The organism is Chryseobacterium sp. SG20098, from assembly GCF_031844745.1.
GTDB classification, from domain to species: domain Bacteria; phylum Bacteroidota; class Bacteroidia; order Flavobacteriales; family Weeksellaceae; genus Chryseobacterium; species Chryseobacterium cucumeris.
Genome location: NZ_CP134622.1, coordinates 5,098,299 through 5,125,090, shown reverse-complemented (window position 1 = coordinate 5,125,090; position 26,792 = coordinate 5,098,299). Strand labels below are relative to the sequence as shown.

Below are 26,792 nucleotides of genomic sequence, written 5' to 3'. Positions count from 1 at the left end.
TTTTTAAGCCCCGATTATTCTTTGTTTGTACTGTGTTTAGAAGGAAGACAAAGGTCCAATATTTTCTTTTCAAAAAAAAATATTGCAGGTATTGATTATTTAAAAATATATTTGTATGTATAATTTAACCCGTAAAATGATACACACAACACACTCAATACGAGTACGTTACGCAGAAACAGATCCGATGAAATATGTATACTATGGAAACTATGCAACGTACTTCGAAGTAGCGAGAGTTGAACTCTTCAGAAGCATAGGAATTTCATACGATGAAATTGAAAACCAAGGAATTTGGCTGCCGGTTTCGGACTACAAAATTAAATATATCCGCCCTGCTTTATATGATCAAAAATTAGAAATTCATACTTATGTTAAAAAAATTCCAGGGGTAAGGATTGAATTTGAGTATGAAATTTACAATGAAGAGCATACTAAAATAACAGAAGCCTCCACTACTCTATTTTTTCTGGATGCAAAAACCAATAAAGTGATCAAGTGCCCGGATTTCCTGATGGATCTGATTGAAAAGAACTGGAAAGGATAGATGCCAGATAGTAGGTTGCAGGTAGTAGGTGGTAGGAATTAGGAAATACCCGACGAAATATTAATGGAAGAGATTAATGTGAATGGTGAATTTTGCTTCGCAAGTGAATGGTGAATTTTTGATAGAGCCAAGATGGCTATCTCAAATTATCCGGTCACAAAATAAACCCGCAACTCACAAACCATAACTAGTAACTCATAACTAACAAGATTACACGTTAAACTCTAAATTTTGAACTCTATCCCTCCCTATTTATGAATTAATTCGCACCTTTGTACCCTTATTATAATCATCCCTTATATATTATATTATGAAGATTGCATTTTTGGGACCTCATGCCAGTTTTACCCAGCTTGCTACAGCACAGCTTTTCCCTGATGACGAAATAGTACCACAAGCCAGCATTCTGGATTGTTTTAATGCCGTTGAAAACGGAGAGGTAATAAAAGCAGTAGTACCTTTGGAAAACTCTATTGAAGGAACCGTCTCTATGACGCTGGATTATTTGTATAAGACTCCGTGTATTAAAATTGAAGCAGAAGCAGTAATGCCTATTGCCCATCATCTGATGATTCATCCGGAAAATTCTATTGAGAATATTGAGAGAATATATTCACATCCGCAAGCCCTTGCACAGAGCTTTCACTTTCTGGATACCCATTATAAAGAAATTCCAAAACAGGACTTTTCCTCAACTGCAGCCGCTGCCAAGTTTGTTTCTGAGAATCCGGAGACTCCTATTGCTGCGGTAGCCAATCAGTTTGCAGCCAATTTATATGGTTTGAATATAGTGAATCGTAATATTCAGGATTTCGAACAGAACCACACGCGATTTATCATCATTTCTAAAGAGCAGAATAAATACCAGAATGATAAACTGGAAACATTGGGTGAAAAATCAGGTATGCTGATCACTCTTCCCGAAGATCATCCCGGTGGATTGCATCAGGTATTATCTGTTTTTGCATGGAGAAAAATGAATCTCAGTAAGATTGAATCCAGAACATTAAAAACAGGACTGGGAAATTATTTCTTCTTTATCAATGTTGAAGGACCATGGGAAGAAGTCTTACATGAAAATGCATTGAAAGAGCTTGAGTCAATCCATGCCAATGTAGATTTTCTTGGGAATTACAAAGAATTTCTTCTGGAAAGCTAGAAAAAAACAATAAATCTGTAAAAAAACACTGCCATTAAGCAGTGTTTTTTTTATTTACACTATAAAAAAACAAAATCTCAAAAACTTTTACAATAGATTACCTTAATGACAACATCATCTGTTTAATAAAAAAATAACCCACACAATGGAGAGAATTATTTTTTATCAAAACACTGATAAACAAAGCATTATAATAAAATTAAATATAATAAGTCGTAATTAAATTATATGGAAATATCAATCAAAATATAAACATATGTTTAAAGATATCACATCATATTAATGTTAAAAATGAAAATATCACAATGTAGAGTATAATTTTTATTGTATATTTGCTTAGCAACTAATTAAAATCTTGATCATGAAAACTAAACTTTACAGCTTAATGTTAGCATGTGCGACGTTACCATTATTCTCGCAAGTAGGTATCAATACAGCAACCCCATCCGCAACCTTAGACGTTAACGGGACACTGAAAGTTCGTGACACTCCCGCCGCTACAGCACTACCCGGATATCAAATTTTAGCAGTTAACCAGGGAACCACACAAGTGTTTTCGGTAGACCCGTCATTATTAAGCGCAGCTGCAGGAACCAATACATCTGTATATTCTGCAAAAAAAACAACAGGTATCACGCTTCTGAATTTAGGAGTTTTACCATCTGATTTCCAACCTGTCAGTTTTGTACAAGCGGATAGAACTATAGGAAGCGCAGCTTTGTTTACAAATGCTGACGGTTCTTATAATATTCCGTCCACTGGAGTATATGCGGTAGGATTCGCATTCAGATACGGAACAGGATTACAGGCTTCATTACTATCAGGAACACCTGGTATTGCCATTACAAGAACCAGATCGTCAGTAACCACCTTGATAGATACACGTCCCTTCAGTGGTGTTAACCTTGCATTAGCAGTTAACTTAACACTTTCCGATTCCAGCATTAATTCTTTGTATTCATTCCAGGCGGGTGACAAAATATCTTTCGGACTTGTAGATTCCGGTGTTGTCACAGCAGGATTATTAGGATCCAGTATTGCATCATTCTACGTTTACAAAGTATCAAACTAGTAAAAACATATTGTTAGTTATCTATACCATTTAACCCATCGCTTATACCGCGATGGGTTAATTTTTTAATAGCATATTAAACATTTCTTTATATTTGATAAAAACTAATGAAATGAATGAATTTGTTGCGGCTATCATCTTTATCATTATCTTCATCATTTTCAATAATCTGAATACCAAAATCAGAAAGTTGGAAAAGGAGATTTCAGATCTTAATTATAAAATCGATAATACTCCTCCGGCTCAGACTGAAGTAATTCATAAGAAAAACTCAACAGAAGAGACATCCTTCCCTCAGCAAGAGCAATCTCCGCTGGTTCATTATCAAAATATACAACCCAGTGAAGTAAATGAAAACATTTCAACACCAGTTCAAAAAGACTGGCTTGCTCCTGTTTCTGATTTTTTAAAACAAAACGCACTTACCATTATCGGTATTTTTACCCTTGTTCTCGGAATTGGTTATTTTGTAAAATACGCTATTGATAAAAACTGGATTGGAGAAGCAGCAAGAGCGGGAATCGGTTTTTGTATCGGAGCAGGAATCATTATAACCGGACATTTTCTCAGAAAAAATTATCAGGCTTTTTCTTCCATTATTACAGGAGGTGGAGTTGCCGTTTTATATTTCACGGCCACCATTGCCTTTCGTGAATACCATCTGTTTACCCAAAATACTGCTTTTACCATAACCGCACTGATTACTGCGGCCTCTATTATCTTATCCTATTATTATAAAAGTGAAGTACTGATAATTTTTTCACTGATTGGAGGTTTTGCAGCTCCCTTGATGATCAGCACAGGACAAAGTAACTACCTTTTCCTTTTTATTTATATTACCCTTTTAAATACAGGAATGCTGGCAGCCTCTTTTCTGCAGCACTGGAAAAGCGTGGGATGGACAGCTTATATTTTTACAACAGGATATCTCTTCTTTTGGACTAATGAAAGTCCTGAACTTTTAAGCATTACTTTTTATTTGATCAGTTATCTGATTTTCTACATTTTTGCCCTGCATGATTACTTCAGAAGAAATATATTTTCAACCTCTGATATTTTAATACTTGCTCTCGCTAATTTTTCAAGTATCCTGGGGCTTCTTTACATTTTTGATACATTAAAATATGACCCTCCGATTGTTTTCCCACTTATTTTTGCTGCTGTAAACGCTATTTTACTTTTCAGAGAATACACCCGCAAAAGCTTTGGAGTAGCTTATTCTGTATTTGCAGGGCTTGTTACCAGCCTTATAACCATTGCGGTTGCTATTCAGTTTAAAACGCATCTCATCACCAGTATTTGGGCCATAGAAACCACCCTGCTTCTTTTTATCTGGAAAAAAACAGGTCATAAGATTTTCAAAACCTTCTTTTATATCCTGTTTCCATTGGTGATAATCGCCCAGCTTATAACCTGGACTGAATATTTTGGAACAAAAGATTTCAATATCATATTCAATCCTCCATTCATCACCAGTTCCTTTACAATTGTTTCCATCATGATTAATCTGTATTTACTAAGAAACACAGTGAAAGAGACACAGAAAAAAAGCAATAACTTTTTTGAAGATCTTATTACCGCGATCAGTTATGGGGTTATCTATATAACTTTTCTTCTTGAAATCACTTATCATATTTCGGAAATGCCCTGGTCAGCCATTACCAGCACAGGACTTTTATTCAGTATTTATTATATTTTAATTTTATTGCTTTTCAGAAAACTGCTCAGCATCAGAAATGATGTTCAAAACCTACTAATTTATCTGTTTTTCTTCCTGTTCGTAATAAATACATCGGTTTCAACTCTTTCAGTTGTGACCGCTGTCTTAACAAAAAAGCTCAATTTAAGTTTTTATTTTCTTCATCTTCTGCAATGGATTCCTTTTATATATATAGGATACAGAATTATTCCTACTTCAGCGTTTCACAAGCAAAAGATTTCTTACTGGATACAGGCTCTGGCACTAATCATTTCTCTAAGCTGCGAGCTGCATCATTCTTATATTTTAATGGTTTCCAATAATCTTCCTCATTCTTATAAAGCGAGTGAACATTTCAATATTCTTTATCTTCCTATAATATGGACAATTCTTGCCAGTATATTTATTTATAAGGGCTTGAAAAAGAATATCCAGGAATACAACAAGATTGGCTTTGCATTGATAGGTCTGATGGTATTAAAACTTTATGGGTATGATGTATGGCAAATGGATAATATTTCAAGAATAAGTGCCTTTATTGCTCTCGGAATCATTTTATTATTAAGCTCATTTGCTTTTCAACGCCTGAAAAATATGATCAGAAATATGGTGGATAAAAAAGACAAAACAGAAGAAAATACCGACTAACAATCAGGGAAAAAGTTTTTATTTCTAAATAGAATGTAAAACAATTCGAGATTTTATTCAGATTTTATAAAAAATAACTATATTTATCACGTTTTTAACAGTTACATATTCTGATTATGAAAAAACTATTCTATTCTTTTTTACTACTATCTTCTGCTACTTTATTGGCACAGCAAAAAAATCCTGCAGTAAAGTTTGCAGTGGCCGATAATGCCATTGGGACAGTAGAATTGTTCAATACCAAAAAGAACGTATTGCAGGTTTCAAAGGTATACAATACTCCAGCTAGTCTTCCCCAAAGCTTAAAAAAATACAGTTCTGTTTTTACAAAAGGCGTAACTGAATATAAGTTTAAAAATGGAGAAAATGTACTTGACAGAATGGCATTATCCAATATGAATGTTCAATATAATATCCCAGCAGATAATCCTGTATTTATTGAAGGATATGAATTTGTAGACACCAATACTTTGATATATCCTGAAATCAAGAAAAGAACAGAAACAAAAGATTACAACGGTAAGAAAACATTATTTATTTACACTACCGAATAATTAAATAACATAAAAAAGGATGTCGTTTTTACAACATCCTTTTTTTATTAGTATTTATTGTTCCACTTTTTCTTGAGCTCTTCGTAAATCTTCTTTTCCGTAGAATTATTTCCCGGCTCATATAGTTTCACATTCCTGATTTCTTCCGGAAGAAAATCCTGTTCCACAAAATTTCCTTCATAAGAATGGGCATATTTGTATTCTTTTCCGTAATCAAGGTCTTTCATCAATTTAGTAGGTGCATTCCTCAAATGAAGAGGTACGGGCAGGTTGCCCGTCTGCTTTACCAGAGCCAACGCATCATTGATAGCCATATAGGCAGAATTACTTTTGGGTGAAACCGCAAGATATACGGCTGTTTCACTTAGTATAATCCTTGCCTCAGGGTTTCCGATAACATTGATTGCCTGGAAACAATTATTGGCGACCACCAAAGCGTTAGGATTCGCCAACCCTACATCTTCAGCAGCAAGAATAAGCATTCTCCTTGCGATAAACTTGATATCTTCTCCCCCGGCAATCATTCTCGCCAGCCAATATACTGCTCCATTAGGATCACCTCCACGCATCGACTTGATAAAAGCTGAGATGATATCATAATGCTGCTCTCCGTTTTTATCATATAAAGCCATTGTTTCCTGGAGAACTTCAAGAACATCAGAATTCAGGATTTCCGTTGTACCCGAATTTTTATATTGATTCAAAACCAGCTCTACGGAATTGATCAGTTTTCTGGCATCACCACCGGAATACTGAATGAAAGCTTCTTTCTCAAGGATTTTAAAATCTGTTCCTTCATCTTTATTGTATCTTTCCGAAGCAATGTCTATTAATTCCTCCAGCTTTTCATAACTTAATGCTTTTAAAATATAAACCTGACTTCTTGAAAGTAATGCCGATACTACTTCAAAACTCGGATTTTCGGTAGTCGCACCAATCAATACAATCCAGCCTTTTTCTACCGCATGCAATAATGAATCCTGCTGCGATTTATTAAACCTGTGAATCTCATCAATAAACAAGATAGGTGATTTTCCGGAGAACAGATTCTGCTTTTTTGCATCTTCAATCACATCACGTACATCTTTCACACCGGAAGAAACAGCAGAAAGCTTATAAAATTTTCTCCCCGACTGTTCTGAGATAATTTCAGCCAGCGTTGTTTTTCCTGTTCCCGGAGGTCCCCATAAAATCAACGAATTCAAGGTATTATTTTCAATCATTTTTCTGATTGTTCCTTTATCGCCGGTAAGGTGCTCCTGTCCTAATACATCTTTCAGGGTTTTAGGTCTTAATTTTTCAGCTAATGGAATATTTTGATTCAAAGTACTTCTTTTTTAAGATCAATGTCCGGATTTTGATCTCCGAAACTTATAACAAATTTAAACTAATTTTCATTTTTTTACCCTATTTTTGCATTGTTTTGAAACTTACATTCAATAAAATCATTACATTTCCGCTGGTAATTTTGATCAAATTTTACCAATGGTTCATCTCGCCCTTACTTCCCAAAAACTGCCGTTACGAACCTACCTGTTCTCACTATATGATTGAGTCACTACAGGTGCATGGGGTTTTTAAAGGTTTCTGGCTGGGATTTAAAAGAATTTTAAGATGCCACCCCTGGGGAGGAAGCGGTTACGATCCCGTTCCACCCAAACATAAATGTCAATAATCAAACTATTAAATCAATAGAAAAATGAATACACTCTTTTTCAGAATTTATCTTGTGCTGTTTGCGTTCACCACGCAGCTTCTTTTTGCACAGGAATACCCTGGAGGTTTATCTGACGGAACTTTAGATATCAATGGAAGCAATGTTCCTGTAAAAATCTACTCTACTACGGAGATGGGAGACCTTACGGCTTTTCCGGACAGAGAATCAGACAAGAACCAGTCTTTTGTTGTCATCCTTAATGAATCTAATTTTGAACCTTCTTATTACAATTATGGTGCTTCCACTTTAGCAAAGTACAAGGATTCAAAGTACCAGTTTTTCGATAAAAACTTTAAACTGATTGATACTGGTGTCACCAAAGAAAACATCACCACTTTCAAGTATGCAGTAAAATCTGTAAAACCCATCACTGATTCTGATAAAGTAGAACTTAGGACTTCATTTAAAATCTGGGATCCTTCAAAAGGCATTCACATCGGATCATTTACGCTTCACTTTTATAGTTTGATGTTTGTATTTGCATTTGGTTTCGGGTATGTTTTAATGACGAGAATCTTTAAGATTGATAATGTGAACCAAAAATACCTTGAACCTCTGTTCACATGGACATTGATCGGGACAATTCTGGGAGCAAGATTAGGACATGTTATCTTTTATCAGCCGGAATTATTTAAAGAAGATTTCTGGAGTGTATTCCTGCCTATAAGCACAAAAAACGGTTTTAAATTTACTGGATTTTCAGGGCTGGCAAGCCATGGTGCTACCATTGCCTTGATTTTCACTACGCTTTATTATTCATTTAAAATCATTAAAAAAAATCCATTCTGGGTATATGACAGATTGGGTATTGTGGTTGCTTTAGGAGGAGCATTTGTAAGAATGGGGAACTTTTTCAACTCTGAAATCGTTGGAAAACCAGCTGACCCAAATTCTCCGTTTGCTTTGCTTTTCCCACAACAAAGCAGTGAGTATGGTCTTACTGTACCCCGTTATCCGAGCCAGTTATTTGAAGCCGTAGGATATGTTCTGTTGTTCATTCTATTATGGATATTGTACAGAAAAACAGATAAAAAATACCAGCAGGGATGGTTATTCGGTCTGTTTTTCATCATTCTTTGGGCGATCAGATTCTTTGTTGAGTTCCTTAAGGAGCCACAGGGAGATGAATTCATCCAGATCGGTGGTCTGAATACAGGTCAGGTTCTTTCGATTCCTTTTATGATTGCAGGGGTTGTCATCATGATCGTTTCCAAGAAATTTAAGATTACTGAAGCAGAAAACGAGAAACCGGAATAAACCATTTAAACTAAAAAATAAAAAGGCAAATTTGTAGAAATACAGATTTGCCTTTTTTATTAGCTGTTTACTTACAGATTTCTCTCCGCTTTCCTGTTCAGTTCTTCAAAAACAGACCCCAATGCATCAATGACATCAGTAGGCAGCATCGATTCTTTTGAATGTTTTTCTGAAGCAATATCGGCAGCTCTGCCATGCAGCCATACCCCCAGAATACAGGTTCTCTCTTCAGAATATTTCTGAGCCAGAAGAGAAGTGAGAACTCCGGCAAGAATATCTCCGCTTCCTCCTTTCGCCAATCCTGCGTTTCCGGTTATATTATAAAATACTTTTCCTTCCGGAGTAACAACCTGGGTATGGTGGTCTTTAAGAACAATATAAAGACCAAGATCTTTTGCCTTTTTCCTTGCCAGTTCAAGTCTTTCAAAAGAATTATCTGTACTTCCGAAAAGTCTTTCAAACTCTTTCGGGTGAGGAGTTATGATTGATTTTTTGGGAATGAGTTTCAAATTTTTTGGATCAATTGAAATAATATTCAATGCATCTGCATCGAGAACCAAAGGCTGAGAATAGTTTTTCAAAAAACTCAAAAAGCCTTTCTCTGTACCGGAATGGGTTCCTAATCCAGGGCCTGCACCACAGGTAACATCTTTGTCCATCTCAAAATTTGTGATAAACTGCTCCCCTCCTTGTATAAACATGGCTTCAGGGCATGAGGTCTGCAAAATATTGTATCCGCATTCCGGAGCGAGTGTAAAGGTCAGCCCTGCTCCGGTTTTCAAAGCAGATCGTGTTGCCAGCACTGCCGCTCCTATTTTTCCATAGCTTCCTCCTATGATGGCTGCCTTACCATAACTGCCTTTATGGGAAAATTCCTGTCTCGGAATGAATATCGAGCCCACTAGCTGATCATCAATTACAGAGTAATCAGAATCGGTTGTGTCTGCATATATTTTATTTAAATCAATATCCAGTACTATTATTTTTCCAGTATATTTTCCGGTTTCAGGATGAAGGAAGGTCTTTTTCCAGCATTGGAAAGTAAGGGTATAATCAGCTTTCAGAATAACAGGATCATGGTCAAACATTTCATCAGCAGACAATCCGGAAGGAACATCAATGGATATCTTAATATTCTTTTTAGTATTCAATTGTTCAACAAGCATTTTATATTCTCCTTCCAACGGCCTGGATAATCCTGTTCCGAAAAGAGCATCGATAATAATTGTTTTATCATCAAAATTATATTGTTCTTTAGGATCAAATTTCCTGACTGAAATTCCGGATAAATCACGAAGTCTTTTCAGGTTAACAGAAGCATCTTCTGAAAATTTCTTTTTGGAATCGCTTACAAATACATCTACATCAAAACCTTTCAGATAAAGTATTCTTGCGACAGCCAGGCCGTCACCTCCGTTATTTCCGTTACCACAAAATACAGCCAGTTTCTTATGATTTTTACAATGTTCCGAAATCCAATGTGCAACAGCCATTGAAGCTCTTTCCATCAGTTGAATGGAGGAAACCGGCTCTTGAGAAATCGTGAACTGATCCCAGCTGCGTATCTGTTCTGCTGTAAAAACTTTCATAGGCAAATCAAACTTTTAAGCAAATTACAAAAGATTTTTCATTATGATGCCACGTCAATAACAAAAATAAAGAGACCTCACTAATGAGATAATATATCTTAAAAAAGCTGAAATATTCATTAAATCAAATTCTATAAATTTCTCATAAAATTCAATATTTTGGGAATAAAAAACCATAAAAAGTAGTGTTTTTTACATTTTTAAATTATATTTTTGTGTATATACTAATTAAAAAAATATAAATTATGGGATTTGTTAAAGAATTTAAAGAGTTTGCCTTTAAGGGCAATGTTCTCGATCTGGCTGTCGGTGTGATCATTGGGGCAGCATTTGGTAAAATTGTTTCGTCTTTGGTAGAAGATGTTATCACGCCTCTGATCTTAAACCCGGCATTGAAAGCAGCCGGTGCAGAAAATATTGCAAAACTTACATGGAATGGTGTTGCTTATGGAAACTTCCTTTCAGCAGTAATCAGTTTCCTTTGTATTGCGATGGTTCTTTTCTGGATCATCAAACTGGCTAATAAAGTGAACAAAAAAGAGGCTCCAGCTCCTGCCGGACCTACAGAAGATCAAAAATTACTTACTGAGATCAGAGATTTGTTGAAAAGCAAAAATATCTAATTTGTAAACTACATTTTAATATAAAAAGCACCTCGGTCTAACCAAGGTGCTTTATTTATAATATCATTTCCAAATTACTGAATCTGTGAGATGCTTGAAATCTGCTCTGCCAGGGAAAGACCGATTCTATCCTGTGCTTCAAGCGTAGAAGCTCCCGTATGAGGGGTAAGGGAGATTTTAGAATGAGTAAGGATTTCTTTAGAAGGTGTTGGCTCATTAATGAAAACATCTAATCCGGCAAATCTTACTTTACCTGAGTCCAAAGCTTGAATTAAAGCTGCTTCATCAATAACTCCTCCTCTTGAGCAGTTGACAACAGCCACTCCGTCTTTCATTATTTCAAACTCATTCTTTCCGATCATATAACCGTCCTTCTGTGCAGGAACGTGCAGAGTAATAAAGTCTGAATGTTTTAAAACATCCTGTAACGGCTCTGTTTCGATATCAACATTGATGAACTGGTTGTTGTAAAATTTCACTTTGATACTTGCTCTTCCGACGTTATTATCAGCTGCAATCACTCTCATCCCAAGTCCTAAAGCAATTCTTGCCACTTCCTGGCCGATTCTTCCCATTCCCACAATACCGATGGTTTTTCCTCTCAGTTCTATACCTGCAGCATATGCTTTTTTAAGACCTGCAAATTCAGTATCTCCTACAACTGGCATTTTTCTGTTAGAATCCTGAAGAAATCTAGCCCCGGAAAACAAATGGGCGAAAACAAGCTCAGCCACAGATTCCGATGATGCTGAAGGAGTGTTGATCACATGAATCCCTTTTTCTCTTGCATAATCTACATCAATATTATCCATACCAACCCCCCCTCTTCCAATAATGTCGATGGACGGACATCCATCAATAATATCTTTTCTTACCTGTGTGGCACTTCTCACCAATAATGTGCGGATTTTGTGCTCATTAATATAATCTACTAAAAATTCCTGGGGAACTTTTGTAGTAATCACCTCAAAGCCTTTTTCTGTCAATGCATCTATTCCAGATTGATCCAGGCCGTCGTTTGCTAAAACTTTCATAAAATATCAAGTATATTAAAAAATGAAAGATTTAAAAATTAAAGGTACTGGTTCACATTTAATCTTTAAATCTTTGAATTATATTTTTATTCGCCGTCTTCTTTGAATACCTCAATGGTCACTTGTTTTTCTACCAAATCCGTAAATCTTCCTTTGTATCTTGTAGCTCTTACCAGGTGGTTGTCTATCCAGTGATAATTTCCTCCTCTTGGTTTTCCGCAAAGCACGCTGTGGTATTTGAAGCCATGCTTATCCAGCCAGTCGATCGTAATTTGTTTCAGATTTTCGGTTCTTGAAGTAAAAAAGCAGATCTGATGTCCTTCGTCATACCATCTGTTGATCGTTTCCAGAGCATCAGGGTAGGGTTCGCAGGTAACCATTCTTTCCGGCTCTTCATTGGGAACGTCATCAGTAATGGTTCCGTCGATATCTATTAAGTAATTTTTTATTCCATCCTTTAGAATAGGACTAATGTGTTCAATGTATTCTAATTCCATTACTAAATATTAAAAAACAAAGTTAGCGTTTTTACAACTATCAGGCATATTAATCTTAGTTTATGTTAATATTTTACTACAAAAACTGTTATTTAAAGAATAATATCAATATTTTATTCATTATTTACCCTGAAATAGTTAATAATTTTCGTTTTGCATTTCTTTTTTTAAATAAGAAAGTGGAGGTTTTAAAGAAAATCAGTCTGTGAATGGATGTAGTATCTGTAAACTTTCATCCTTCATTCCATTTTATGAGTCTTATTACAAAAAGCATGATGTTTATCTAAAAATTTCCAAAATACATTTATTACTCTTACATTTGTAGGAATGGAAGAATTTGTCATTTTAGTAAATCCTGAAGATGAGGTTTTAGGGCTGATGGAGAAACAGCAGGCTCACATCAATGGCTTGTTACACCGTGCTTTTTCTGTATTTCTTTTCAATAATAAAGGAGAAATGCTATTGCAGAAAAGAGCGTCAGGAAAATACCATTCTCCCAATCAATGGACCAATGCGGTATGCTCACACCCCCGAGAAGGAGAAACTTATCTGGAAGGAGCAGTACGCAGACTGAAGGAAGAATTGGGAATTGAAGCTGATCTTTCTGAAAAATTCCATTTTATTTACAAAGCAGATGTAGGCGGTGGTCTTTGGGAGCACGAGCTGGATCATGTGTTTGTGGGAAATCATGAAGCTGATTTCAATTTAAATAAAGATGAAGTGGAAGAAGTAAGATTCATTTCTATGGAAGATCTTGATAAGGAAATTTCCGAACATCCTGAAAACTTTACAGAATGGTTCAAAATCATCCTCGAAGAATACAAACACCATTTTTAATGATGAAAAAAATATTGCTTTTTTCTGCTTTTTTGACAGGAAGCCTGTTTTTTGCCCAAAAGGCAGGTGTATTTGACACTCCGAATTACTCTATCAATGTTCCTGAAGGCTGGAAATCCACAAACGACAGTGAGATCATCAATATTTTCCCTACCAGCCAGATAGGTGCTATTACCATCTCGGAATATCATGATCTTCCCCTTCCGAAAGAAGAAGTGAAAAAATTTATCCTTGCCCTTTATCAATCACATGACGAAGAAAAAAAAGTAAAAGAAAAAAAGAGCCAGAAAGGGTATACGGAATATTTCTATGAGCATTTCGATGAAAAAGAGAAGCTGTTCTGGGTAACCAAAGCTTTTCAAAAAGATAAAAACTTATATTTGGTTTCCATCAACTGTGGCCAGAAGTTCTGGAACGGAAACTATATGACCCTATTCAATGAGACTTTTAACAGTTTTAAAATAAAGAAATAAAAATTAAATATGAAGAAAACAGCCTTGTACGACAAACATGTTTCTTTGGGAGCTAAGATCGTACCTTTCGCAGGTTTTGAAATGCCTGTTCAATATTCAGGGGTTACAGAAGAGCACTTTGCCGTAAGAGAAAAAGCAGGATTATTTGATGTTTCCCACATGGGACAGTTTTTCATCGAAGGGCCGGGTTCAAAAGACCTTTTGCAGTATGTAACTACCAACAATGTAGATGCACTTGAAAACGGAAAAGCTCAATATTCTTGCCTTCCGAACGAAAACGGCGGAATTGTAGATGACCTTATCGTTTACAAGATGGAAGATGACAAATATTTTGTAGTAGTCAACGCATCCAACATCGACAAAGACTGGAATCATATTTCAAAATACAATACTTTCGGGGCTAAAATGACCAATGCTTCTGATGAGATGTCATTATTGGCAGTTCAGGGGCCTAAAGCTACTGAAATTCTTCAAAAGCTTACGGACGTAAATCTTTCAGAAATTCCTTACTATCATTTTACTGTAGGAACTGTTGCGGGCGAAAACGATGTAATTATTTCAAACACAGGATACACAGGAAGCGGTGGTTTTGAGATTTATTTCAATAACGGAAGTGCTGAAAAACTTTGGGATGCCGTAATGGAAGCTGGTAAAGAAGAAGGAATTATTCCTTGCGGATTGGCTGCCAGAGATACTTTAAGATTAGAAAAAGGATTCTGCCTGTACGGAAATGATATAGATGATACAACGTCTCCGATTGAAGCCGGTTTAGGATGGATCACTAAGTTTGACAAAGACTTCGTTTCTAAAGATGTTTTCGCAAAACAAAAAGAAGAAGGAGTTACAAGAAAACTAGTAGGTTTCGAACTGACAGACAAAGGAGTTCCAAGACATGATTATCCTGTAGTGGATGCTGAAGGAAATGTAATCGGGAAAGTAACTTCCGGAACACAGTCTCCAATGAAAAAAGTAGGTTTAGGACTTGCTTATGTAGACAAACCTCACTTCAAATTAGGTTCTGAAATCTTCATTCAGGTAAGAAACAAGAACATTCCTGCAAAAGTGGTAAAAGCTCCTTTTGTATAATCTGTTCAAAAGATATAAGAAATAAATCAGCCCCGCAATTTTTGCGGGGCTGATTTTATAAAATTTTAGTCTGAAATATATTTTACCAAGGAAGCTCCATTTTCAAGATTCAAATTGAGCCTTTCAATGAAAAAGCGGACATCTTTTATAAAGTTGTCTTTCAGATATTCTTCTTCTATATCGTGCCCCCAGCTGATTCTTTTATAAAATTCAGGATTTTCTGCTAATGCATGTTCCAGTTCAATCAGTTTCACACGTAAAGGTTCTATACTTGTAAAACCTTCGTATTCTTCAGTATAATCCCAGAAATCCAACAAAGTAAGATCAACATTTAAAACTCTTTCGACTTGCCTTAACAGTCGATCTTCATCACCTGCATCAACATCTCCATCTCCTGTCATTATTAAGTTTAAGCCGTTTCTATGATCAAAATGGTAACGATCTCTAAGCTCCAAATACTTTTCAAATGGTTCTTTCACATCAAAAATGAGATAGATCTCTAATCCAAATCCCATATACGCTATATCACACCAAAGAACTTCTGCAATTCTTCAACGTTCTTCTTATCATTTCCTACGAAAATCTCCTTATCTGTCACAAAAACAGGTCTTTTAAGGAAAGTATAATGATCCAGCAGTAACTCTTTAAAATCTTTCTCTGTCAAAGACTTTACATCCAGCCCTCTCAATTTAATCTGAGTGGATTTTTTACTGAATAATGCTTCGTATGATTCTGTTTTCTTATGCATTTCCGCCAATTCCTCTTTTGTGATGGGCTCTTTTTTAATTTCGCGAAGTTCCCAGCCTGTAAGGTCAAATTGGGCTAAAATTTTTCTACATGTATCACAAGTGTTGAGATAAAATACTTTCTTCATTACGGGTTCTAAATCTGTTATGGGTTAAAATTCTCTTTCACTGAAAGTTTCGTCTTTCAAAAGTAGGATTTAATCTAAAACTTTGGAAATTATTAAATAACTTTATTCAAATTTTATAAAGATGCAGAACAAGCCTATTACTTTTCAGTTTATTTCGGAGCCTTCAGATGTTAATTACGGAGGAAATGTACATGGAGGAAGTGTTATGAAATGGATTGACCAGGCCGGTTATGCATGCGCGACAACCTGGAGTGGTAATTATTCTGTCACTGTTTATGTAGGCGGAATTCGTTTTTATGATCCTATTAAAATCGGGGAAGTAGTAAAAGTAGACGCTCAGGTGATCTATACCGGAACTTCAAGCATGCATATTGCCATCAATGTTTTTTCAAGAAATTTAAAACAGCCCAACTTTGAGAAGAAAACACATTGTATTATCGTATTTGTAGCTGTGGATGAAAATGGAAAAAAACTCCCTGTTCCCAAATGGACACCGGAAACAGAGGAAGAAAAACAGCTTGAAATGTATGCCAAACGCCTGATGGAGCTGAGAACGCAGATTGAAGATGAAATGAAACCTTTTTTGTAAGAGCGGGTTTCGGGATGCGAGATTGCAGGATTTGAGGTTTAAGGTTTTGGGAAACCAGTAACAAAAAACAACCAATCACATGATATGAAAAGTTTTTTTACTTTAACAGCATTGCTTGTAACAGCTTTGGTGCAGTCTCAGACACACCGGTTTATTTATGAACTTCAGTATAAAATGGATTCTACCGAGGCTGGATATGAAAAAGTAAATATGACCCTCGATATCACTCCGAAGGAAGTAAAATTCTATGGAAAAGATCTCGCCATCAGAGACTCTCTGAATAAAAAATTCGGAACGAACTTCAGCTATACTGATATGACCGGACAGGTAGTTAAAAGAAAGATCAATTCTTTTGATAATGAAAATTTCATCAATATTAAAAACGGATATTATACATTTAAAACTATAGATAAGATCAATTGGACGATTGCTGATGAGATAAAAAAGGTAGAAAACTATACTTTACAAAAAGCAACTACAAAATTTGGAGGGAGAAGCTGGACGGCCTGGTTCTGTAAAGATATTCCATTTAATGAAGGGCCATTTAAACTGCGTGGATTGCCCGGTTTAATCTTTGAGCTATCAGATGCTAAGAAAAATTTCCTTTATACGCTCGTTAAAAGCAGAGAACTTCCGGAAGTTTCCCCTACTTCAGATTTCCTGGAATCCAGCTTTGGTAATAAAGCAATTCCTATTAACGAAAAGCAAAAACATAAGCTGCTTATGGAGTTTTATAATGATCCTTTTGCTTTTGAAAGAAATAATATCAGCAAATCCAATAATGACCTTAGAATTAATATCAACGGAAAGGAAATTCATAATGTTGATGAACTGAATACGCAAACCAAAAGCATGCAGGAGGTTATCAGAAAATATAATAATCCGATTGAAATCAATAAGGCGATGCATTATCCGGTATATTAAAGCTATGGTTATTTTAAGTTTGGGCTAAAGCCAATGGGATTTAAAATTTATTTGGCTGGGCTAAAGCCCACCCCTATTGAATTTTAACAACAATATCTTTTATCTTTTATCTTTTATCTTTTATCTTTTATCTTTTATCTTTTATCTTTTATCTTTTTACCATAATTCATATATTTGCATCATCAAAAGGAAATGGTGTTCTTCCTTACCCAACCGCTTTACAAAAGCTGATGACGCCTGATTAAAAGATTATTAACAAATAACTAATCAGGATTACTATGTCAAAAAGTCAAAGAACACCAGGTAAAAAAGCAATTTTTCATACTCGTTTTTTCTTCAGAAAATTTCCGGCAGTTCCTTATATTTTAAAATGGCTGTGTATCAGTATCATCATTGGTATATTGGTAGGAACAGCTTCTGCAGGATTTCTTCAGTCTTTAGAATGGGCAACAAACTTCAGAGAAAATCATCTCTGGCTGATTGCTTTACTTCCTGCTGCAGGATTTCTGATAGGGCTTCTTTATTATTATTTCGGAAAAGATGTGGAGGCTGGAAATAACCTGTTGATTGATACCATCCATGAACCCAAGGGAATTATTCCTTTCAAAATGGCTCCTTTTGTCTATCTGGGAACAATTGCAACGCATTTTTTCGGAGGTTCTGCGGGCCGTGAAGGAACAGCTCTTCAGATGGCGGGTGCCATCGCGGATCAGCTCACCAGGCCTTTTAAACTTGACAGAAATGAAAGAAAAATATTAATTATTGCTGCTATTGCTGCCGGATTTGGCTCCGTTTTCGGAACACCACTGGCAGGAGCCGTTTTTGGTCTTGAAGTTTTTCTGATCGGAAGGATTCGTTACAATGCAATCTTTCCGGCATTTGCTTCCGCAATTCTGGCAGACTGGGCTACCAATCTATGGAATGTAAAACATACCCATTACCATATTGATTTTATTCCGAAACTTGAATTTTTACCAATTCTATACAGCATTCTGGCAGGAATAGCTTTTGGAATCTGCGCGGCCGCTTTCAGTAAAATCATCCACTGGATGGGCTCTGTCTTTAAATCAAATATCAAATACCCTCCGCTTCGTCCTGTAGTGGGAGGAATTATTATAGCACTTGCCGTTTTTGCGATGGGAACAACCCGTTATATAGGACTGGGAGTTCCTGTGATCATAGAATCTTTTGAAAAACAGCTTCCACTGTATGATTTTGCTTTAAAAATGATTTTTACCATTGTTACCCTTTCAGCCGGATTTAAAGGTGGAGAAGTGACACCCCTGTTCTTCATTGGTGCTACCTTAGGCAGTGCTTTATCACTTTTCATCCCATTACCGTTCGGATTATTGGCAGGAATGGGATTTGTAGCCGTATTTGCCGGAGCTACCAATACTCCTTTGGCCTGTATGCTGATGGGAATTGAATTATTCGGAGCAGAATGCGGTGTATATGTAGCTATTGCGTGTGTCGTTTCTTATCTTCTTTCCGGTCATAATAGTATTTATACAAAACAAAAGATTGGAGAGGCAAAAAACAGAAGATTTGAAAGTCAGCAGGACAAGTCTGTTTCGGATTTTTTATAAGGGATTTCGAGATGCAGGGTGCGGGATGTGGGATGCGAAGTGCGAGGAGCGGGGTCACAATTATTTGTTTATTTTGTTGCTGGATGCGGTATGCTGGTTTTTATTAGTTCTCAGTTCTTCATTTATAACATCTTAAACCTGAAATCCCGAAACTCGCACCACGAATCCCGCACCACGAAACCCGAATCCCGAATCCCCGATCTCTCAAATACTAAGACTCCGAAACTCGCAACACGCATCTCATTACCCTCAAACCCTCCCACTCTCAAACTCCCTTCATCATTTCCAACTATAATTCGTAATTTTACCCCATGTTCGATTACAGATTAAAAGTTTTCCATACGGTGGCTACCCGATTAAGTTTCACGAAGGCTTCAGAGGAGCTTCACATTTCCCAACCCGCTGTTACCAAGCATATTAAAGAGATTGAAAATCAGATAGGTGCTAAGCTATTTGACCGTAAAGGAACTTCTATCCAACTGACTCAAAGCGGAAAAATTCTGTTTGAACATGCCGAAAAGATCAGAAATATCTACCGTGACATGGAATTTGAGATCAGTCAGATCAGTCAGCAGCATAAAGGAAAACTGATTATCGGGGCGAGTACAACCGTTGCACAGTATATTTTACCGGAGATTTTAGCCAAATTCAATTCGTATTATACAGATATTAAGATTGAATTGCTGACAGGAAATACAGAAACAATCTCAACGCTTTTAAAAGAAGAAAAAATTGATCTCGGTATCATTGAAGGAGAATCACAGTCTTCTTATTTTGAATATAAAACGTTTAAGCCCGATGAAATTGTTCTGGCGGCAAAGTCAGACCATCCTCTTACTCATAAAACTTTAAACTTAAAAGATCTTTACCAACTGGATCTGGTCTTCAGAGAACAAGGTTCCGGGACGCTGGAATTCATCCAAAACAGGCTTAAAGAAAAGGAAATCAATATCCATGAATTGAATACTGTCATGCAGCTGGGAAGCAGTGAAAGTATCAAAAATTATCTTCTTCATTCGGAATGTATGGCGTTTCTTTCTATCAGTACTATCTTAAATGAACTGAAAAACAATATACTTACGGTCATTGACATTAAAAATTTCAGTATTGAAAGAGATTTTCATTTTATCCTGCCTAAAGGCGAACAATCTGAACTGATCAAACTTTTTTTGAGGTTTGCAGAATAAGCAATAAGCAATAAGCAATAAGCAAAGATATAACTTTTAGTTATCCAATATAACAAAATACGATTTACTTTGTAATACTATTTTCCGGACTTTTGATACTTATTTTAAAAGTTCGCATTATGAAAGATTTCATTCAAAATGAAATAACAAGGAAAGTATTTTTTATTGTTTTGGCTGTATTATGCCTTACACCTTTTATATCTTCTCCAATTGCTCTTGCTTTGGGATTTGCCCTGGCTGTTTTTATCGGAAACCCTTTTGAAAAACACCTTCATCAATATATTCATTTACTGCTGCAGATTTCAATAGTAGGTCTTGGATTCGGGCTGAAACTTGATGAAGCGCTTCATGCCGGAAAAACAGGCTTGATGCTGACTGTTGTAAGTATTGTCACCGTTATGGTTTTAGGATATTTTCTGGGAAAATTATTTAAACTGGAAAGACCTTTATCTTATCTTCTCTCCGCAGGAACTGCTATTTGTGGCGGGAGTGCTATTGCTGCTGTTTCCCCCATCATTAAACCTAATACAAAACAAATTTCTCTTGCACTGGCTATTGTTTTTACCTTAAATTCGGTTGCCTTGTTTGTATACCCTGCAATAGGACACCTGCTGAATCTTTCACAGGAGCAGTTTGGACTTTGGTGTGCTGTGGGAATTCACGATACGAGTTCTGTAGTAGGTGCTGCCAGCAAATATGGAGATGAAGCCTTGAAAATAGCAACTACTGTTAAATTGGCTCGTGCTTTATGGATTATACCTGTTTCACTGATTACCATGTTTATTTTTAAAAGTAAAGATTCCAAAATAAAGATTCCGTGGTTTATCGGGTATTTCATTGTGGCGATCCTTTTGAATACTTATTTCCCATTTCTTGACCGCTTCAGCACTTCAATTACTGTTCTGGCAAAATCCGGTCTGAATCTGACCTTATTTTTGATTGGTTCTACCCTTTCTATTCAAACGCTGAAATCAATCGGATTAAAACCTTTGGTTATGGCAATTATCCTATGGATCATCATAAGTGTTGGCAGTCTTCTTTACATTATCTATTAAAAAGAGCAGAACCCTTTTGGAATCAAAAGGGTTCTGCATATTAAATGTGGAAATGTTTATTTCTAATTGAAATAATTTCTTAGATCTCCCCACAAGTATAAACCTGTGGACAGCCCATATATATTGAGCAATAGTCAGGACCAGTTACAGCACCAGAGCAGCTACATCCGCAAAGAGATAAATCCGGCTTACCGCTTACTCCTCCAGTAATATTTTTTAAATCTTGTTTTCTCAGTTTTTTAGCATTTTTCATAATGTTCATGTAGTTTAGTTTTGATTAAAAATATAGTTTTAGTTACTTCTCAAAGTTAAACAAATATTAAACACTCGCAACAAAAATCAGAATAAAATTTAATAATTTATTGATTATAACTTCATTGTTATATTCAAAACAAGGATTACCAGCATCTTATTTATTAAACAAGTTAAATTATTCTGTAAATTCAAGATCTCTGTCGTGGGTTTCAGAAATGGTAAGTGAAGAGTAAAATGCAAGCCCGAATACCACTACTCCTACTATGGCAGCACTTTCTACAACAGGGAAATGCCCTTTAAGGGAATCAAAAGCGAATATCATTACCGGCACCAACCCTCTTACCATATTGGGAACAGTTGTGGTTGCAGTATTTCTTATATTCGTTCCAAACTGTTCTGCTGCCAGTGTCACAAACATGGCCCAATATCCTGTTCCAAATCCCAGCCATACACAAAACATGTAATATTTTGTTTCCGTATTTGTATTACCAAATAACATGATTGCCACCCCAACCAGAGTAAAGACCAGCATATAAAAGATGGCCATTTTTCGTGATTTTAAAGCATGAGAAATAAACCCGCTCAACAGGTCGCCGACAGAAATACCTACATAAGCCCACATAATTGCTTTTCCGGGGTTGATATCTTTTATGCCCAATTCAGGGGCAAACTGATTGGCTAAAACAGCCAGAATCCCTATGCAATACCAGGTAGGTAATCCCACTGCAATGCATTTTAAATACCTTATCAATCTGTCTTTATTGGTAAAAAAGGAGAGAAAGTTTCCTTTTGAGATGTTTTTATGCTCAAGATTCTTATAAATTCCGGATTCCGATACGCTTATTCTCAGTATCAATAACATAATTCCCATGATCCCACCGATAATGTAAGAAATATTCCATCCTCCGGCCAGCTCTACGGTAAGCTGAGCTACAACAGCACCCATTAATCCAAAACCTGCAACTACTGAGGTTCCGATAGCTCTTAAATTCTTCGGCAGACTTTCAGAAACCAGCGTAATTCCGGCTCCGAGCTCTCCGGCAAGTCCAATACCCGCAATAAATCTTAACCCGGCATATTGGTACACTAAATGCTCTTTCGGAAAATAAGGAAGAAAACCACAGGCAATATTGGCTAATGAATAAACCAAAATAGATCCAAACAGTACAGAAAGTCTTCCCTTTTTGTCTCCAAAAATTCCCCAGAATACCCCTCCTATGAGAAGTCCTACCATCTGGCAGTTCAGTATGAAAGTTCCGTCTGCATCCGGATTAAGCCCTAATGCTTTTAAACTTGGAATTCTAACGATACCGAATAAAAGAAGGTCATAGATATCTACAAAATAGCCTAGGGCAGAAATAATAACGGGAATAGAGAAAATGTACTTCAGTTTTGAAGACAGGGACAGTTCTTGCATTTTTAAGTTTTGATAAAAATAAAAAACCTTTCAATTTCTTGAAAGGTTTTTATCAAATATCTTTTTCTGATTATTATCTGGCAATATTCACAGCTCTTGTTTCTCTGATTACTGTTACTTTTACCTGTCCCGGATAAGTCAGTTCATTCTGGATTTTCTCAGAGATGTCATAAGAAAGCTGAGAAGCTACTTCGTCATTTACTTTTCCACTCTCTACCATTACTCTCAGTTCTCTACCTGCCTGAATTGCATAAGCACTGGATACTCCATCGAAGCTTAATGCTGCAGATTCAAGATCTTTTAATCTCTGAATATAAGATTCCAATACCTGTCTTCTTGCTCCCGGTCTAGCTCCAGAGATCGCATCGGCAACCTGAATGATCGGAGATAATAACGATTTCATTTCAATTTCGTCGTGGTGAGCTCCGATTGCGTTTACAACTTCAGGGTTTTCACCGTATTTCTCAGCCCATTGCATTCCTAAAAGGGCGTGTGGTAATTCTGATTCCTGCTCAGGAACTTTACCGATATCGTGTAAAAGACCTGCTCTTTTGGCTAATTTAACGTTTAATCCTAATTCAGCAGCCATGGTTGCAGCAATGTTGGCTACTTCTCTTGAGTGCTGCAGTAAGTTTTGTCCGTAAGAAGAACGGTATTTCATTCTACCTACAATTTTGATCAGTTCAGGGTGTAATCCGTGGATTCCTAAATCAATGATGGTTCTCTTCCCTACTTCAATGATTTCCTCTTCGATCTGTTTTCTAGTTTTTTCTACTACTTCTTCGATTCTTGCCGGGTGAATTCTACCATCGGTTACCAATCTGTGAAGGGATAGTCTTGCAATCTCTCTTCTTACAGGATCGAAACATGAAAGAAGGATAGCTTCAGGAGTATCATCAACGATAATTTCTACTCCGGTTACTGCTTCTAAAGCACGGATATTTCTACCTTCTCTACCGATAATTCTACCTTTTACTTCATCGGATTCAATGTTGAAAACGGATACTGAATTTTCGATAGCCTGCTCGGTTCCAATTCTCTGAATCGTTTGAATAACAATTTTTCTTGCTTCATTCTTGGCATTCAGCTGAGCTTCTTCCATGATGCTCTGAACATGTGCCTGCGCTCTTGTTTTTGCCTCAGCTCTCATAGTTTCCACCAATTCTGCTTTAGCTTCCTCTGCAGTATAATTAGAGATTTTTTCTAGTATTTCTACTTTTTTGGCAGTAGCTATATCTAATTCCTGCTGTTTTCTGTCCAGAATTTCGTTCTTCTTAGCATAATCTGCAATCTGCTTGTCCAAGTCTTTTTCAAGCTTTCCAGTCTTGCTAAGTTCATCATTCAGCTTATGCTCTTTGTCTTTTGTTCTCTTTTCAACTTCCTGCATTTTCTTTTCGCGGGATTGAATGTCAGCGTCATGCTGTGATTTCAATTCCAGGAATTTTTCTTTAGCCTGAAGATTCTTTTCTTTCTTTATGGATTCAGCCTGAACATTGGCTTTTTCTATAAGGTTTTCGGCATTTTTCTTGGCATCATCTATGATGAATTTTGCTTTAGTATTCAGAGAACTTCTGGAAAAAAATATTCCCACTACAGCTCCGATTACTAAACAAACAACACCTACTATAACTTCTATCATAATTTATATTGAGTTTTAATTGTATTCATATCCTTGTTCAATAAAAAAAGCCCACAATAATCCAGAGATTGAGAGTAAACTCCTAATCAACACGATTTGAACTGATTTCCACTGTCTGTAATCCGGAAGTCCGGCACGCCATTCGATGGACATTTGTTCGGTAATTGTTTAGCGTTGAGTTTACCTTTAATGTGTTAGAATTATTGTAGGCAGTACTTTTCAGGAAAAAAAATCTATTTCCCGATTTCATTCAACGACTGATTAATCTGCGTTAATCTTTCGTTGGTTGAATTAATATTTTTTTCGTAGTTCAGAGAAACTACTTCTGCATTGGTTCCCAGTTTAAGGGCACACATTGCCAAAGCATCCTGTTTATCTCTTACATCGAAATTCTGTTCAAAATCTTTAATCATATTCTCGATCTGCTTCCCTACTTTACGCAAAGTTTCTTCCTCTGCTGCCGGTACGTTCAGCGGATACACTCTTCCTGCAATGTTGACGGTTATTCTCCTTACCTCCATTATAATCCACTGTTTTGAAGCTGAGCAATACAGAAATCAATTTCTTTCACCAATCTGTTGATATGGTTTTTCATTAACCTATTGTGTTCAGGATTTCCTGATATTGCTGAATAAAGTTTTATATTTTTTTGTTCTTCTGCTAATACCTGATTCTTTCTTCTTTCCTCATCATATTTCTTCTTCAACTCTTCATGCTCAAAATTTAATTCTTTTAAATTTTCCGTAAGATTTTTATAGTTCTTTTGCAGAGTCGAAATCTTTCTCTCTAATTCTGAAAAATTGTTTTCTAAATCTTGAAGCATTTCAGGTTTGTATATTCTAACTAAAAGCAAAAATAAAAAAATAATAACACTAACAAAAATAAAACACTCTATATTTTGATATAACAATAAAAAAGGAGGCACCAGTGCACCTCCTGTGTATTTTTTGACACAATATTTTTATTCAAATTTCAGAACGAACATTACCGCTCTTGTCTGCAGTGTAGAGATCGCAGATGACCAGTAAGGAGGTGTAGTAGCATTATCCGCCACTTTCTCGTTGTTCATGAAGAATGTTCCTCTTACGGCAGGAGTCAGCTTAAACTTGTTGAAATAAAACTGAATTCCCATTTCTGCAGACCATGCAAAGTTGTGCGTTGTAGATCTGTAGATTCCCTGCATGTTGTCATCTGTGGAACTTGAGTTAGACTGAAGGTTTACAACATAGTTCACCCCTGCAGCAATGTAAGGCCTTGAATTGTACCATCTTTGACCATGAAGTTCCAGAAGTACCGGAATATCAATCAAGGTAGATTTAATTTCTCTTACTTTATCCTTTTCCTGTAAAGGGAATGGCATAAAAGGAGGATTGGTTAAAGATCCACCCGCATAAATGTCATTGGATTGAGTATTAAAAGTCAACTGTCTTTGTGCAAACTGTAACCCTGGTTCTACTCTTACATCAAGATAGTCATTCAGTCTCCATTTTGCAATAAGCCCGGCACCGAAACTATAACTTTCCTTAGAGGTAACAAGGTTTTCATTATCATTCATCCCATATTTCGGATGCAAAACAATGCGGTAATCCAGTCTGTTCCCGTTCAAATAAAACCCCCAACTGAATTTCTGTTCGTCGAAATCTTCCAACTTGTCCATTCTGTTTCGGGTTCTGAATTGCGCGTTTGCAAAAACGGCAACATTTACTGAGGTTAAAACCAGTGCTTTTAATAGAAATTTATTCATAGGTTACTTTGTTGCTTTATAAATTGTGGCTATACCTAAACTTAATTTTTTATATTCAACTTTCTTAAATCCCGTATCTAAAAGAATTTGCTTCATCTTCTCCCCGAAAGGAAAAGCATTTACAGAATCCGGAAGGTATGTATACGCCCTATTATCCTTAGAAACCAATCTGCCGATGGCAGGCAATATATTTTTGAAATAAAACATATAAAATGGCCCCATGAAACCCTCAACCTTTGAAAACTCCAGTATATAAACACTTTTGTTATCTTTAACTACTCTTCTTAACTCTGCCAAACCTTTGGTAAGGTTTTCAAAATTCCTTACTCCAAATGCAACGGAAACAGCATCAAATCTATTGTCCTCGAAAGGTAAATTTTCTGCATCTCCTTTTTGCATGGAAATTTTGCCGTCTAATTTAAGTTTTTTTATTTTAATAACGCCAACATTCAGCATTTGTTGTGATAAATCTAATCCAACTACTTTAGAACCGGTTCCTTTTTCAATAGTAATTGCCAGATCTCCCGTTCCTGTAGCCACATCCAGCACTTCCTGCGGATTATCATTTTTCATCCATCTTACCAGTTTATTTCTCCATAAAACATCAATTTTCATGGATAAAACATGGTTCAGAAGGTCATACTTCGGTGCAATGTTGTCGAACATATCCTCTACCTGGCTTTTTTTGGTAGCCTCTGAATTGTAGGGAGTAACTTTGGTGATATCTTTT

The 26,792-nt window shown here is 36.2% G+C and carries 29 protein-coding genes and 1 riboswitch; of the genes, 16 read left to right on the top strand and 13 right to left on the bottom strand.

Annotated features, from left to right (window positions below):
* Window positions 1-136: 136 nt before the first annotated feature.
* From RHP76_RS23400 to RHP76_RS23380, 5 genes are all read left to right on the top strand, one after another.
* On the top strand, window positions 137-547 hold the full coding sequence (locus tag RHP76_RS23400) for an acyl-CoA thioesterase (protein WP_062670861.1): 411 nt from the start codon (window positions 137-139) through the stop codon (window positions 545-547).
* Window positions 548-857: 310 nt separating this feature from the next.
* A complete protein-coding gene (gene pheA / locus RHP76_RS23395) occupies window positions 858-1,706 on the top strand; it encodes a prephenate dehydratase (RefSeq protein ID WP_311229186.1) in 849 nt (282 codons plus the stop codon).
* Window positions 1,707-2,067: 361 nt separating this feature from the next.
* Window positions 2,068-2,778: a hypothetical protein gene (locus tag RHP76_RS23390; RefSeq protein ID WP_311229185.1), complete on the top strand. Its 711-nt coding sequence runs from the start codon at window positions 2,068-2,070 to the stop codon at window positions 2,776-2,778.
* Window positions 2,779-2,890: 112 nt separating this feature from the next.
* Complete coding sequence (locus tag RHP76_RS23385; protein ID WP_311229184.1) at window positions 2,891-5,125, top strand: DUF2339 domain-containing protein; 2,235 nt, start codon at window positions 2,891-2,893, stop codon at window positions 5,123-5,125.
* A gap of 116 nt (window positions 5,126-5,241) precedes the next feature.
* Window positions 5,242-5,679: a hypothetical protein gene (locus RHP76_RS23380; protein WP_311229183.1), complete on the top strand. Its 438-nt coding sequence runs from the start codon at window positions 5,242-5,244 to the stop codon at window positions 5,677-5,679.
* A gap of 47 nt (window positions 5,680-5,726) precedes the next feature.
* On the opposite strand, the gene RHP76_RS23375 is transcribed toward RHP76_RS23380, so the two are convergent.
* Window positions 5,727-7,004, bottom strand: coding sequence for a replication-associated recombination protein A (locus tag RHP76_RS23375; protein ID WP_120230550.1), 1,278 nt, complete (start codon window positions 7,002-7,004; stop codon window positions 5,727-5,729).
* A 98-nt stretch (window positions 7,005-7,102) separates the two neighbouring features.
* Between RHP76_RS23375 and yidD the strand changes: the two genes are divergently transcribed.
* Both yidD and lgt read left to right on the top strand, forming a co-directional pair.
* Window positions 7,103-7,354, top strand: coding sequence for a membrane protein insertion efficiency factor YidD (gene yidD / locus RHP76_RS23370; protein ID WP_034695943.1), 252 nt, complete (start codon window positions 7,103-7,105; stop codon window positions 7,352-7,354).
* A gap of 510 nt (window positions 7,355-7,864) precedes the next feature.
* The gene (gene lgt, locus RHP76_RS23365) at window positions 7,865-8,653 is read left to right on the top strand and encodes a prolipoprotein diacylglyceryl transferase (protein WP_311230276.1); all 789 of its coding nucleotides are present in this window, start codon (window positions 7,865-7,867) and stop codon (window positions 8,651-8,653) included.
* Between the two features lie 71 nt (window positions 8,654-8,724).
* Here lgt and RHP76_RS23360 read toward each other — a convergent pair whose 3' ends face one another.
* Window positions 8,725-10,242 carry an NAD(P)H-hydrate dehydratase gene (locus tag RHP76_RS23360; protein ID WP_311229182.1) on the bottom strand — a complete coding sequence of 506 codons (1,518 nt, stop codon included), beginning with the start codon at window positions 10,240-10,242 and terminating at the stop codon, window positions 8,725-8,727.
* A 245-nt stretch (window positions 10,243-10,487) separates the two neighbouring features.
* Between RHP76_RS23360 and mscL the strand changes: the two genes are divergently transcribed.
* Window positions 10,488-10,865: a large conductance mechanosensitive channel protein MscL gene (mscL, locus tag RHP76_RS23355; RefSeq protein ID WP_034695945.1), complete on the top strand. Its 378-nt coding sequence runs from the start codon at window positions 10,488-10,490 to the stop codon at window positions 10,863-10,865.
* Window positions 10,866-10,939: 74 nt separating this feature from the next.
* Here the strand turns inward: mscL and RHP76_RS23350 are convergent, their stop codons facing one another.
* Together RHP76_RS23350 and RHP76_RS23345 are read right to left on the bottom strand one after the other, a co-directional pair.
* Window positions 10,940-11,899, bottom strand: coding sequence for a D-2-hydroxyacid dehydrogenase (locus RHP76_RS23350; RefSeq protein WP_311229181.1), 960 nt, complete (start codon window positions 11,897-11,899; stop codon window positions 10,940-10,942).
* Between the two features lie 86 nt (window positions 11,900-11,985).
* Window positions 11,986-12,396, bottom strand: coding sequence for an LNS2 domain-containing protein (locus tag RHP76_RS23345; protein ID WP_002980498.1), 411 nt, complete (start codon window positions 12,394-12,396; stop codon window positions 11,986-11,988).
* 327 nt (window positions 12,397-12,723) lie between these two features.
* Between RHP76_RS23345 and idi the strand changes: the two genes are divergently transcribed.
* From idi to gcvT, 3 genes are read left to right on the top strand one after another with little or no spacing between them, the layout of a single operon-like run.
* Window positions 12,724-13,233 (top strand): isopentenyl-diphosphate Delta-isomerase, encoded by a 510-nt coding sequence (idi, locus tag RHP76_RS23340; protein WP_288442371.1) that lies wholly within the window; start codon window positions 12,724-12,726, stop codon window positions 13,231-13,233.
* Window positions 13,233-13,706 (top strand): hypothetical protein, encoded by a 474-nt coding sequence (locus RHP76_RS23335; protein ID WP_062670883.1) that lies wholly within the window; start codon window positions 13,233-13,235, stop codon window positions 13,704-13,706. Before idi ends, RHP76_RS23335 begins: the two co-directional genes overlap by 1 nt.
* 9 nt (window positions 13,707-13,715) lie before the next feature.
* The gene (gene gcvT, locus RHP76_RS23330; RefSeq protein WP_120230545.1) at window positions 13,716-14,792 is read left to right on the top strand and encodes a glycine cleavage system aminomethyltransferase GcvT; all 1,077 of its coding nucleotides are present in this window, start codon (window positions 13,716-13,718) and stop codon (window positions 14,790-14,792) included.
* Window positions 14,793-14,857: 65 nt separating this feature from the next.
* Here the strand turns inward: gcvT and RHP76_RS23325 are convergent, their stop codons facing one another.
* Together RHP76_RS23325 and RHP76_RS23320 are read right to left on the bottom strand one after the other, a co-directional pair.
* Entirely contained in the window at window positions 14,858-15,307 is a 450-nt protein-coding gene (locus tag RHP76_RS23325; RefSeq protein ID WP_216444986.1) for a hypothetical protein, read from the bottom strand.
* A gap of 5 nt (window positions 15,308-15,312) precedes the next feature.
* On the bottom strand, window positions 15,313-15,666 hold the full coding sequence (locus tag RHP76_RS23320) for an arsenate reductase family protein (RefSeq protein WP_120230543.1): 354 nt from the start codon (window positions 15,664-15,666) through the stop codon (window positions 15,313-15,315).
* 121 nt (window positions 15,667-15,787) lie between these two features.
* On the opposite strand from RHP76_RS23320, the gene RHP76_RS23315 reads away from it, so the two are divergent.
* From RHP76_RS23315 to RHP76_RS23295, 5 genes are all read left to right on the top strand, one after another.
* Window positions 15,788-16,255, top strand: coding sequence for an acyl-CoA thioesterase (locus RHP76_RS23315; protein WP_002980508.1), 468 nt, complete (start codon window positions 15,788-15,790; stop codon window positions 16,253-16,255).
* 84 nt (window positions 16,256-16,339) lie between these two features.
* On the top strand, window positions 16,340-17,179 hold the full coding sequence (locus tag RHP76_RS23310; RefSeq protein WP_311229180.1) for a GLPGLI family protein: 840 nt from the start codon (window positions 16,340-16,342) through the stop codon (window positions 17,177-17,179).
* A 179-nt stretch (window positions 17,180-17,358) separates the two neighbouring features.
* Window positions 17,359-17,426, top strand: a riboswitch (Fluoride riboswitch).
* Between the two features lie 31 nt (window positions 17,427-17,457).
* Complete coding sequence (locus tag RHP76_RS23305) at window positions 17,458-18,765, top strand: chloride channel protein (protein WP_120230541.1); 1,308 nt, start codon at window positions 17,458-17,460, stop codon at window positions 18,763-18,765.
* A gap of 311 nt (window positions 18,766-19,076) precedes the next feature.
* Window positions 19,077-19,952: a LysR family transcriptional regulator gene (locus tag RHP76_RS23300; protein WP_311229179.1), complete on the top strand. Its 876-nt coding sequence runs from the start codon at window positions 19,077-19,079 to the stop codon at window positions 19,950-19,952.
* A 119-nt stretch (window positions 19,953-20,071) separates the two neighbouring features.
* Window positions 20,072-21,007, top strand: a complete 936-nt coding sequence (locus tag RHP76_RS23295; RefSeq protein ID WP_288442357.1) for a YeiH family protein — start codon at window positions 20,072-20,074, stop codon at window positions 21,005-21,007.
* A 79-nt stretch (window positions 21,008-21,086) separates the two neighbouring features.
* On the opposite strand, the gene RHP76_RS23290 is transcribed toward RHP76_RS23295, so the two are convergent.
* From RHP76_RS23290 to ubiE, 7 genes are all read right to left on the bottom strand, one after another.
* The gene (locus tag RHP76_RS23290; RefSeq protein WP_062670895.1) at window positions 21,087-21,269 is read right to left on the bottom strand and encodes a hypothetical protein; all 183 of its coding nucleotides are present in this window, start codon (window positions 21,267-21,269) and stop codon (window positions 21,087-21,089) included.
* A 168-nt stretch (window positions 21,270-21,437) separates the two neighbouring features.
* Window positions 21,438-22,679 (bottom strand): MFS transporter, encoded by a 1,242-nt coding sequence (locus RHP76_RS23285; RefSeq protein ID WP_123278000.1) that lies wholly within the window; start codon window positions 22,677-22,679, stop codon window positions 21,438-21,440.
* A 73-nt stretch (window positions 22,680-22,752) separates the two neighbouring features.
* Window positions 22,753-24,318, bottom strand: coding sequence for a ribonuclease Y (gene rny / locus RHP76_RS23280; protein WP_062670898.1), 1,566 nt, complete (start codon window positions 24,316-24,318; stop codon window positions 22,753-22,755).
* Between the two features lie 233 nt (window positions 24,319-24,551).
* Complete coding sequence (locus tag RHP76_RS23275) at window positions 24,552-24,839, bottom strand: cell division protein ZapA (RefSeq protein ID WP_034695967.1); 288 nt, start codon at window positions 24,837-24,839, stop codon at window positions 24,552-24,554.
* Window positions 24,839-25,141, bottom strand: a complete 303-nt coding sequence (locus RHP76_RS23270; RefSeq protein WP_034695970.1) for a hypothetical protein — start codon at window positions 25,139-25,141, stop codon at window positions 24,839-24,841. The genes RHP76_RS23275 and RHP76_RS23270 overlap by 1 nt, the downstream gene beginning before the upstream one ends.
* A 138-nt stretch (window positions 25,142-25,279) precedes the next feature.
* Window positions 25,280-26,062 carry a type IX secretion/gliding motility protein PorT/SprT gene (locus RHP76_RS23265; RefSeq protein WP_311229178.1) on the bottom strand — a complete coding sequence of 261 codons (783 nt, stop codon included), beginning with the start codon at window positions 26,060-26,062 and terminating at the stop codon, window positions 25,280-25,282.
* 3 nt (window positions 26,063-26,065) lie between these two features.
* Window positions 26,066-26,728: a bifunctional demethylmenaquinone methyltransferase/2-methoxy-6-polyprenyl-1,4-benzoquinol methylase UbiE gene (ubiE, locus tag RHP76_RS23260; RefSeq protein WP_238590583.1), complete on the bottom strand. Its 663-nt coding sequence runs from the start codon at window positions 26,726-26,728 to the stop codon at window positions 26,066-26,068.
* Window positions 26,729-26,792: the final 64 nt, after the last annotated feature.

Bases quoted from the DNA above. Each gene is read 5' to 3' on its own strand.
- RHP76_RS23390 (WP_311229185.1), top strand. From the start codon at position 2,068: ATGAAAACTAAACTTTACAGCTTAATGTTAGCATGTGCGACGTTACCA.
- RHP76_RS23325 (WP_216444986.1), bottom strand. From the start codon at position 15,307: ATGGGATTTGGATTAGAGATCTATCTCATTTTTGATGTGAAAGAACCA.
- ubiE (WP_238590583.1), bottom strand. From the start codon at position 26,728: ATGTTCGACAACATTGCACCGAAGTATGACCTTCTGAACCATGTTTTA.
- RHP76_RS23360 (WP_311229182.1), bottom strand. From the start codon at position 10,242: ATGAAAGTTTTTACAGCAGAACAGATACGCAGCTGGGATCAGTTCACG.
- lgt (WP_311230276.1), top strand. From the start codon at position 7,865: ATGTTTGTATTTGCATTTGGTTTCGGGTATGTTTTAATGACGAGAATC.
- gcvT (WP_120230545.1), top strand. From the start codon at position 13,716: ATGAAGAAAACAGCCTTGTACGACAAACATGTTTCTTTGGGAGCTAAG.
- RHP76_RS23270 (WP_034695970.1), bottom strand. From the start codon at position 25,141: ATGCTTCAAGATTTAGAAAACAATTTTTCAGAATTAGAGAGAAAGATT.
- mscL (WP_034695945.1), top strand. From the start codon at position 10,488: ATGGGATTTGTTAAAGAATTTAAAGAGTTTGCCTTTAAGGGCAATGTT.
- RHP76_RS23345 (WP_002980498.1), bottom strand. From the start codon at position 12,396: ATGGAATTAGAATACATTGAACACATTAGTCCTATTCTAAAGGATGGA.
- RHP76_RS23380 (WP_311229183.1), top strand. From the start codon at position 5,242: ATGAAAAAACTATTCTATTCTTTTTTACTACTATCTTCTGCTACTTTA.
- RHP76_RS23350 (WP_311229181.1), bottom strand. From the start codon at position 11,899: ATGAAAGTTTTAGCAAACGACGGCCTGGATCAATCTGGAATAGATGCA.
- RHP76_RS23300 (WP_311229179.1), top strand. From the start codon at position 19,077: ATGTTCGATTACAGATTAAAAGTTTTCCATACGGTGGCTACCCGATTA.
- RHP76_RS23265 (WP_311229178.1), bottom strand. From the start codon at position 26,062: ATGAATAAATTTCTATTAAAAGCACTGGTTTTAACCTCAGTAAATGTT.
- RHP76_RS23275 (WP_034695967.1), bottom strand. From the start codon at position 24,839: ATGGAGGTAAGGAGAATAACCGTCAACATTGCAGGAAGAGTGTATCCG.
- rny (WP_062670898.1), bottom strand. From the start codon at position 24,318: ATGATAGAAGTTATAGTAGGTGTTGTTTGTTTAGTAATCGGAGCTGTA.
- idi (WP_288442371.1), top strand. From the start codon at position 12,724: ATGGAAGAATTTGTCATTTTAGTAAATCCTGAAGATGAGGTTTTAGGG.
- RHP76_RS23285 (WP_123278000.1), bottom strand. From the start codon at position 22,679: ATGCAAGAACTGTCCCTGTCTTCAAAACTGAAGTACATTTTCTCTATT.
- RHP76_RS23335 (WP_062670883.1), top strand. From the start codon at position 13,233: ATGATGAAAAAAATATTGCTTTTTTCTGCTTTTTTGACAGGAAGCCTG.
- RHP76_RS23320 (WP_120230543.1), bottom strand. From the start codon at position 15,666: ATGAAGAAAGTATTTTATCTCAACACTTGTGATACATGTAGAAAAATT.
- RHP76_RS23305 (WP_120230541.1), top strand. From the start codon at position 17,458: ATGTCAAAAAGTCAAAGAACACCAGGTAAAAAAGCAATTTTTCATACT.
- RHP76_RS23385 (WP_311229184.1), top strand. From the start codon at position 2,891: ATGAATGAATTTGTTGCGGCTATCATCTTTATCATTATCTTCATCATT.
- RHP76_RS23400 (WP_062670861.1), top strand. From the start codon at position 137: ATGATACACACAACACACTCAATACGAGTACGTTACGCAGAAACAGAT.
- RHP76_RS23315 (WP_002980508.1), top strand. From the start codon at position 15,788: ATGCAGAACAAGCCTATTACTTTTCAGTTTATTTCGGAGCCTTCAGAT.
- RHP76_RS23310 (WP_311229180.1), top strand. From the start codon at position 16,340: ATGAAAAGTTTTTTTACTTTAACAGCATTGCTTGTAACAGCTTTGGTG.
- RHP76_RS23295 (WP_288442357.1), top strand. From the start codon at position 20,072: ATGAAAGATTTCATTCAAAATGAAATAACAAGGAAAGTATTTTTTATT.
- RHP76_RS23290 (WP_062670895.1), bottom strand. From the start codon at position 21,269: ATGAACATTATGAAAAATGCTAAAAAACTGAGAAAACAAGATTTAAAA.
- pheA (WP_311229186.1), top strand. From the start codon at position 858: ATGAAGATTGCATTTTTGGGACCTCATGCCAGTTTTACCCAGCTTGCT.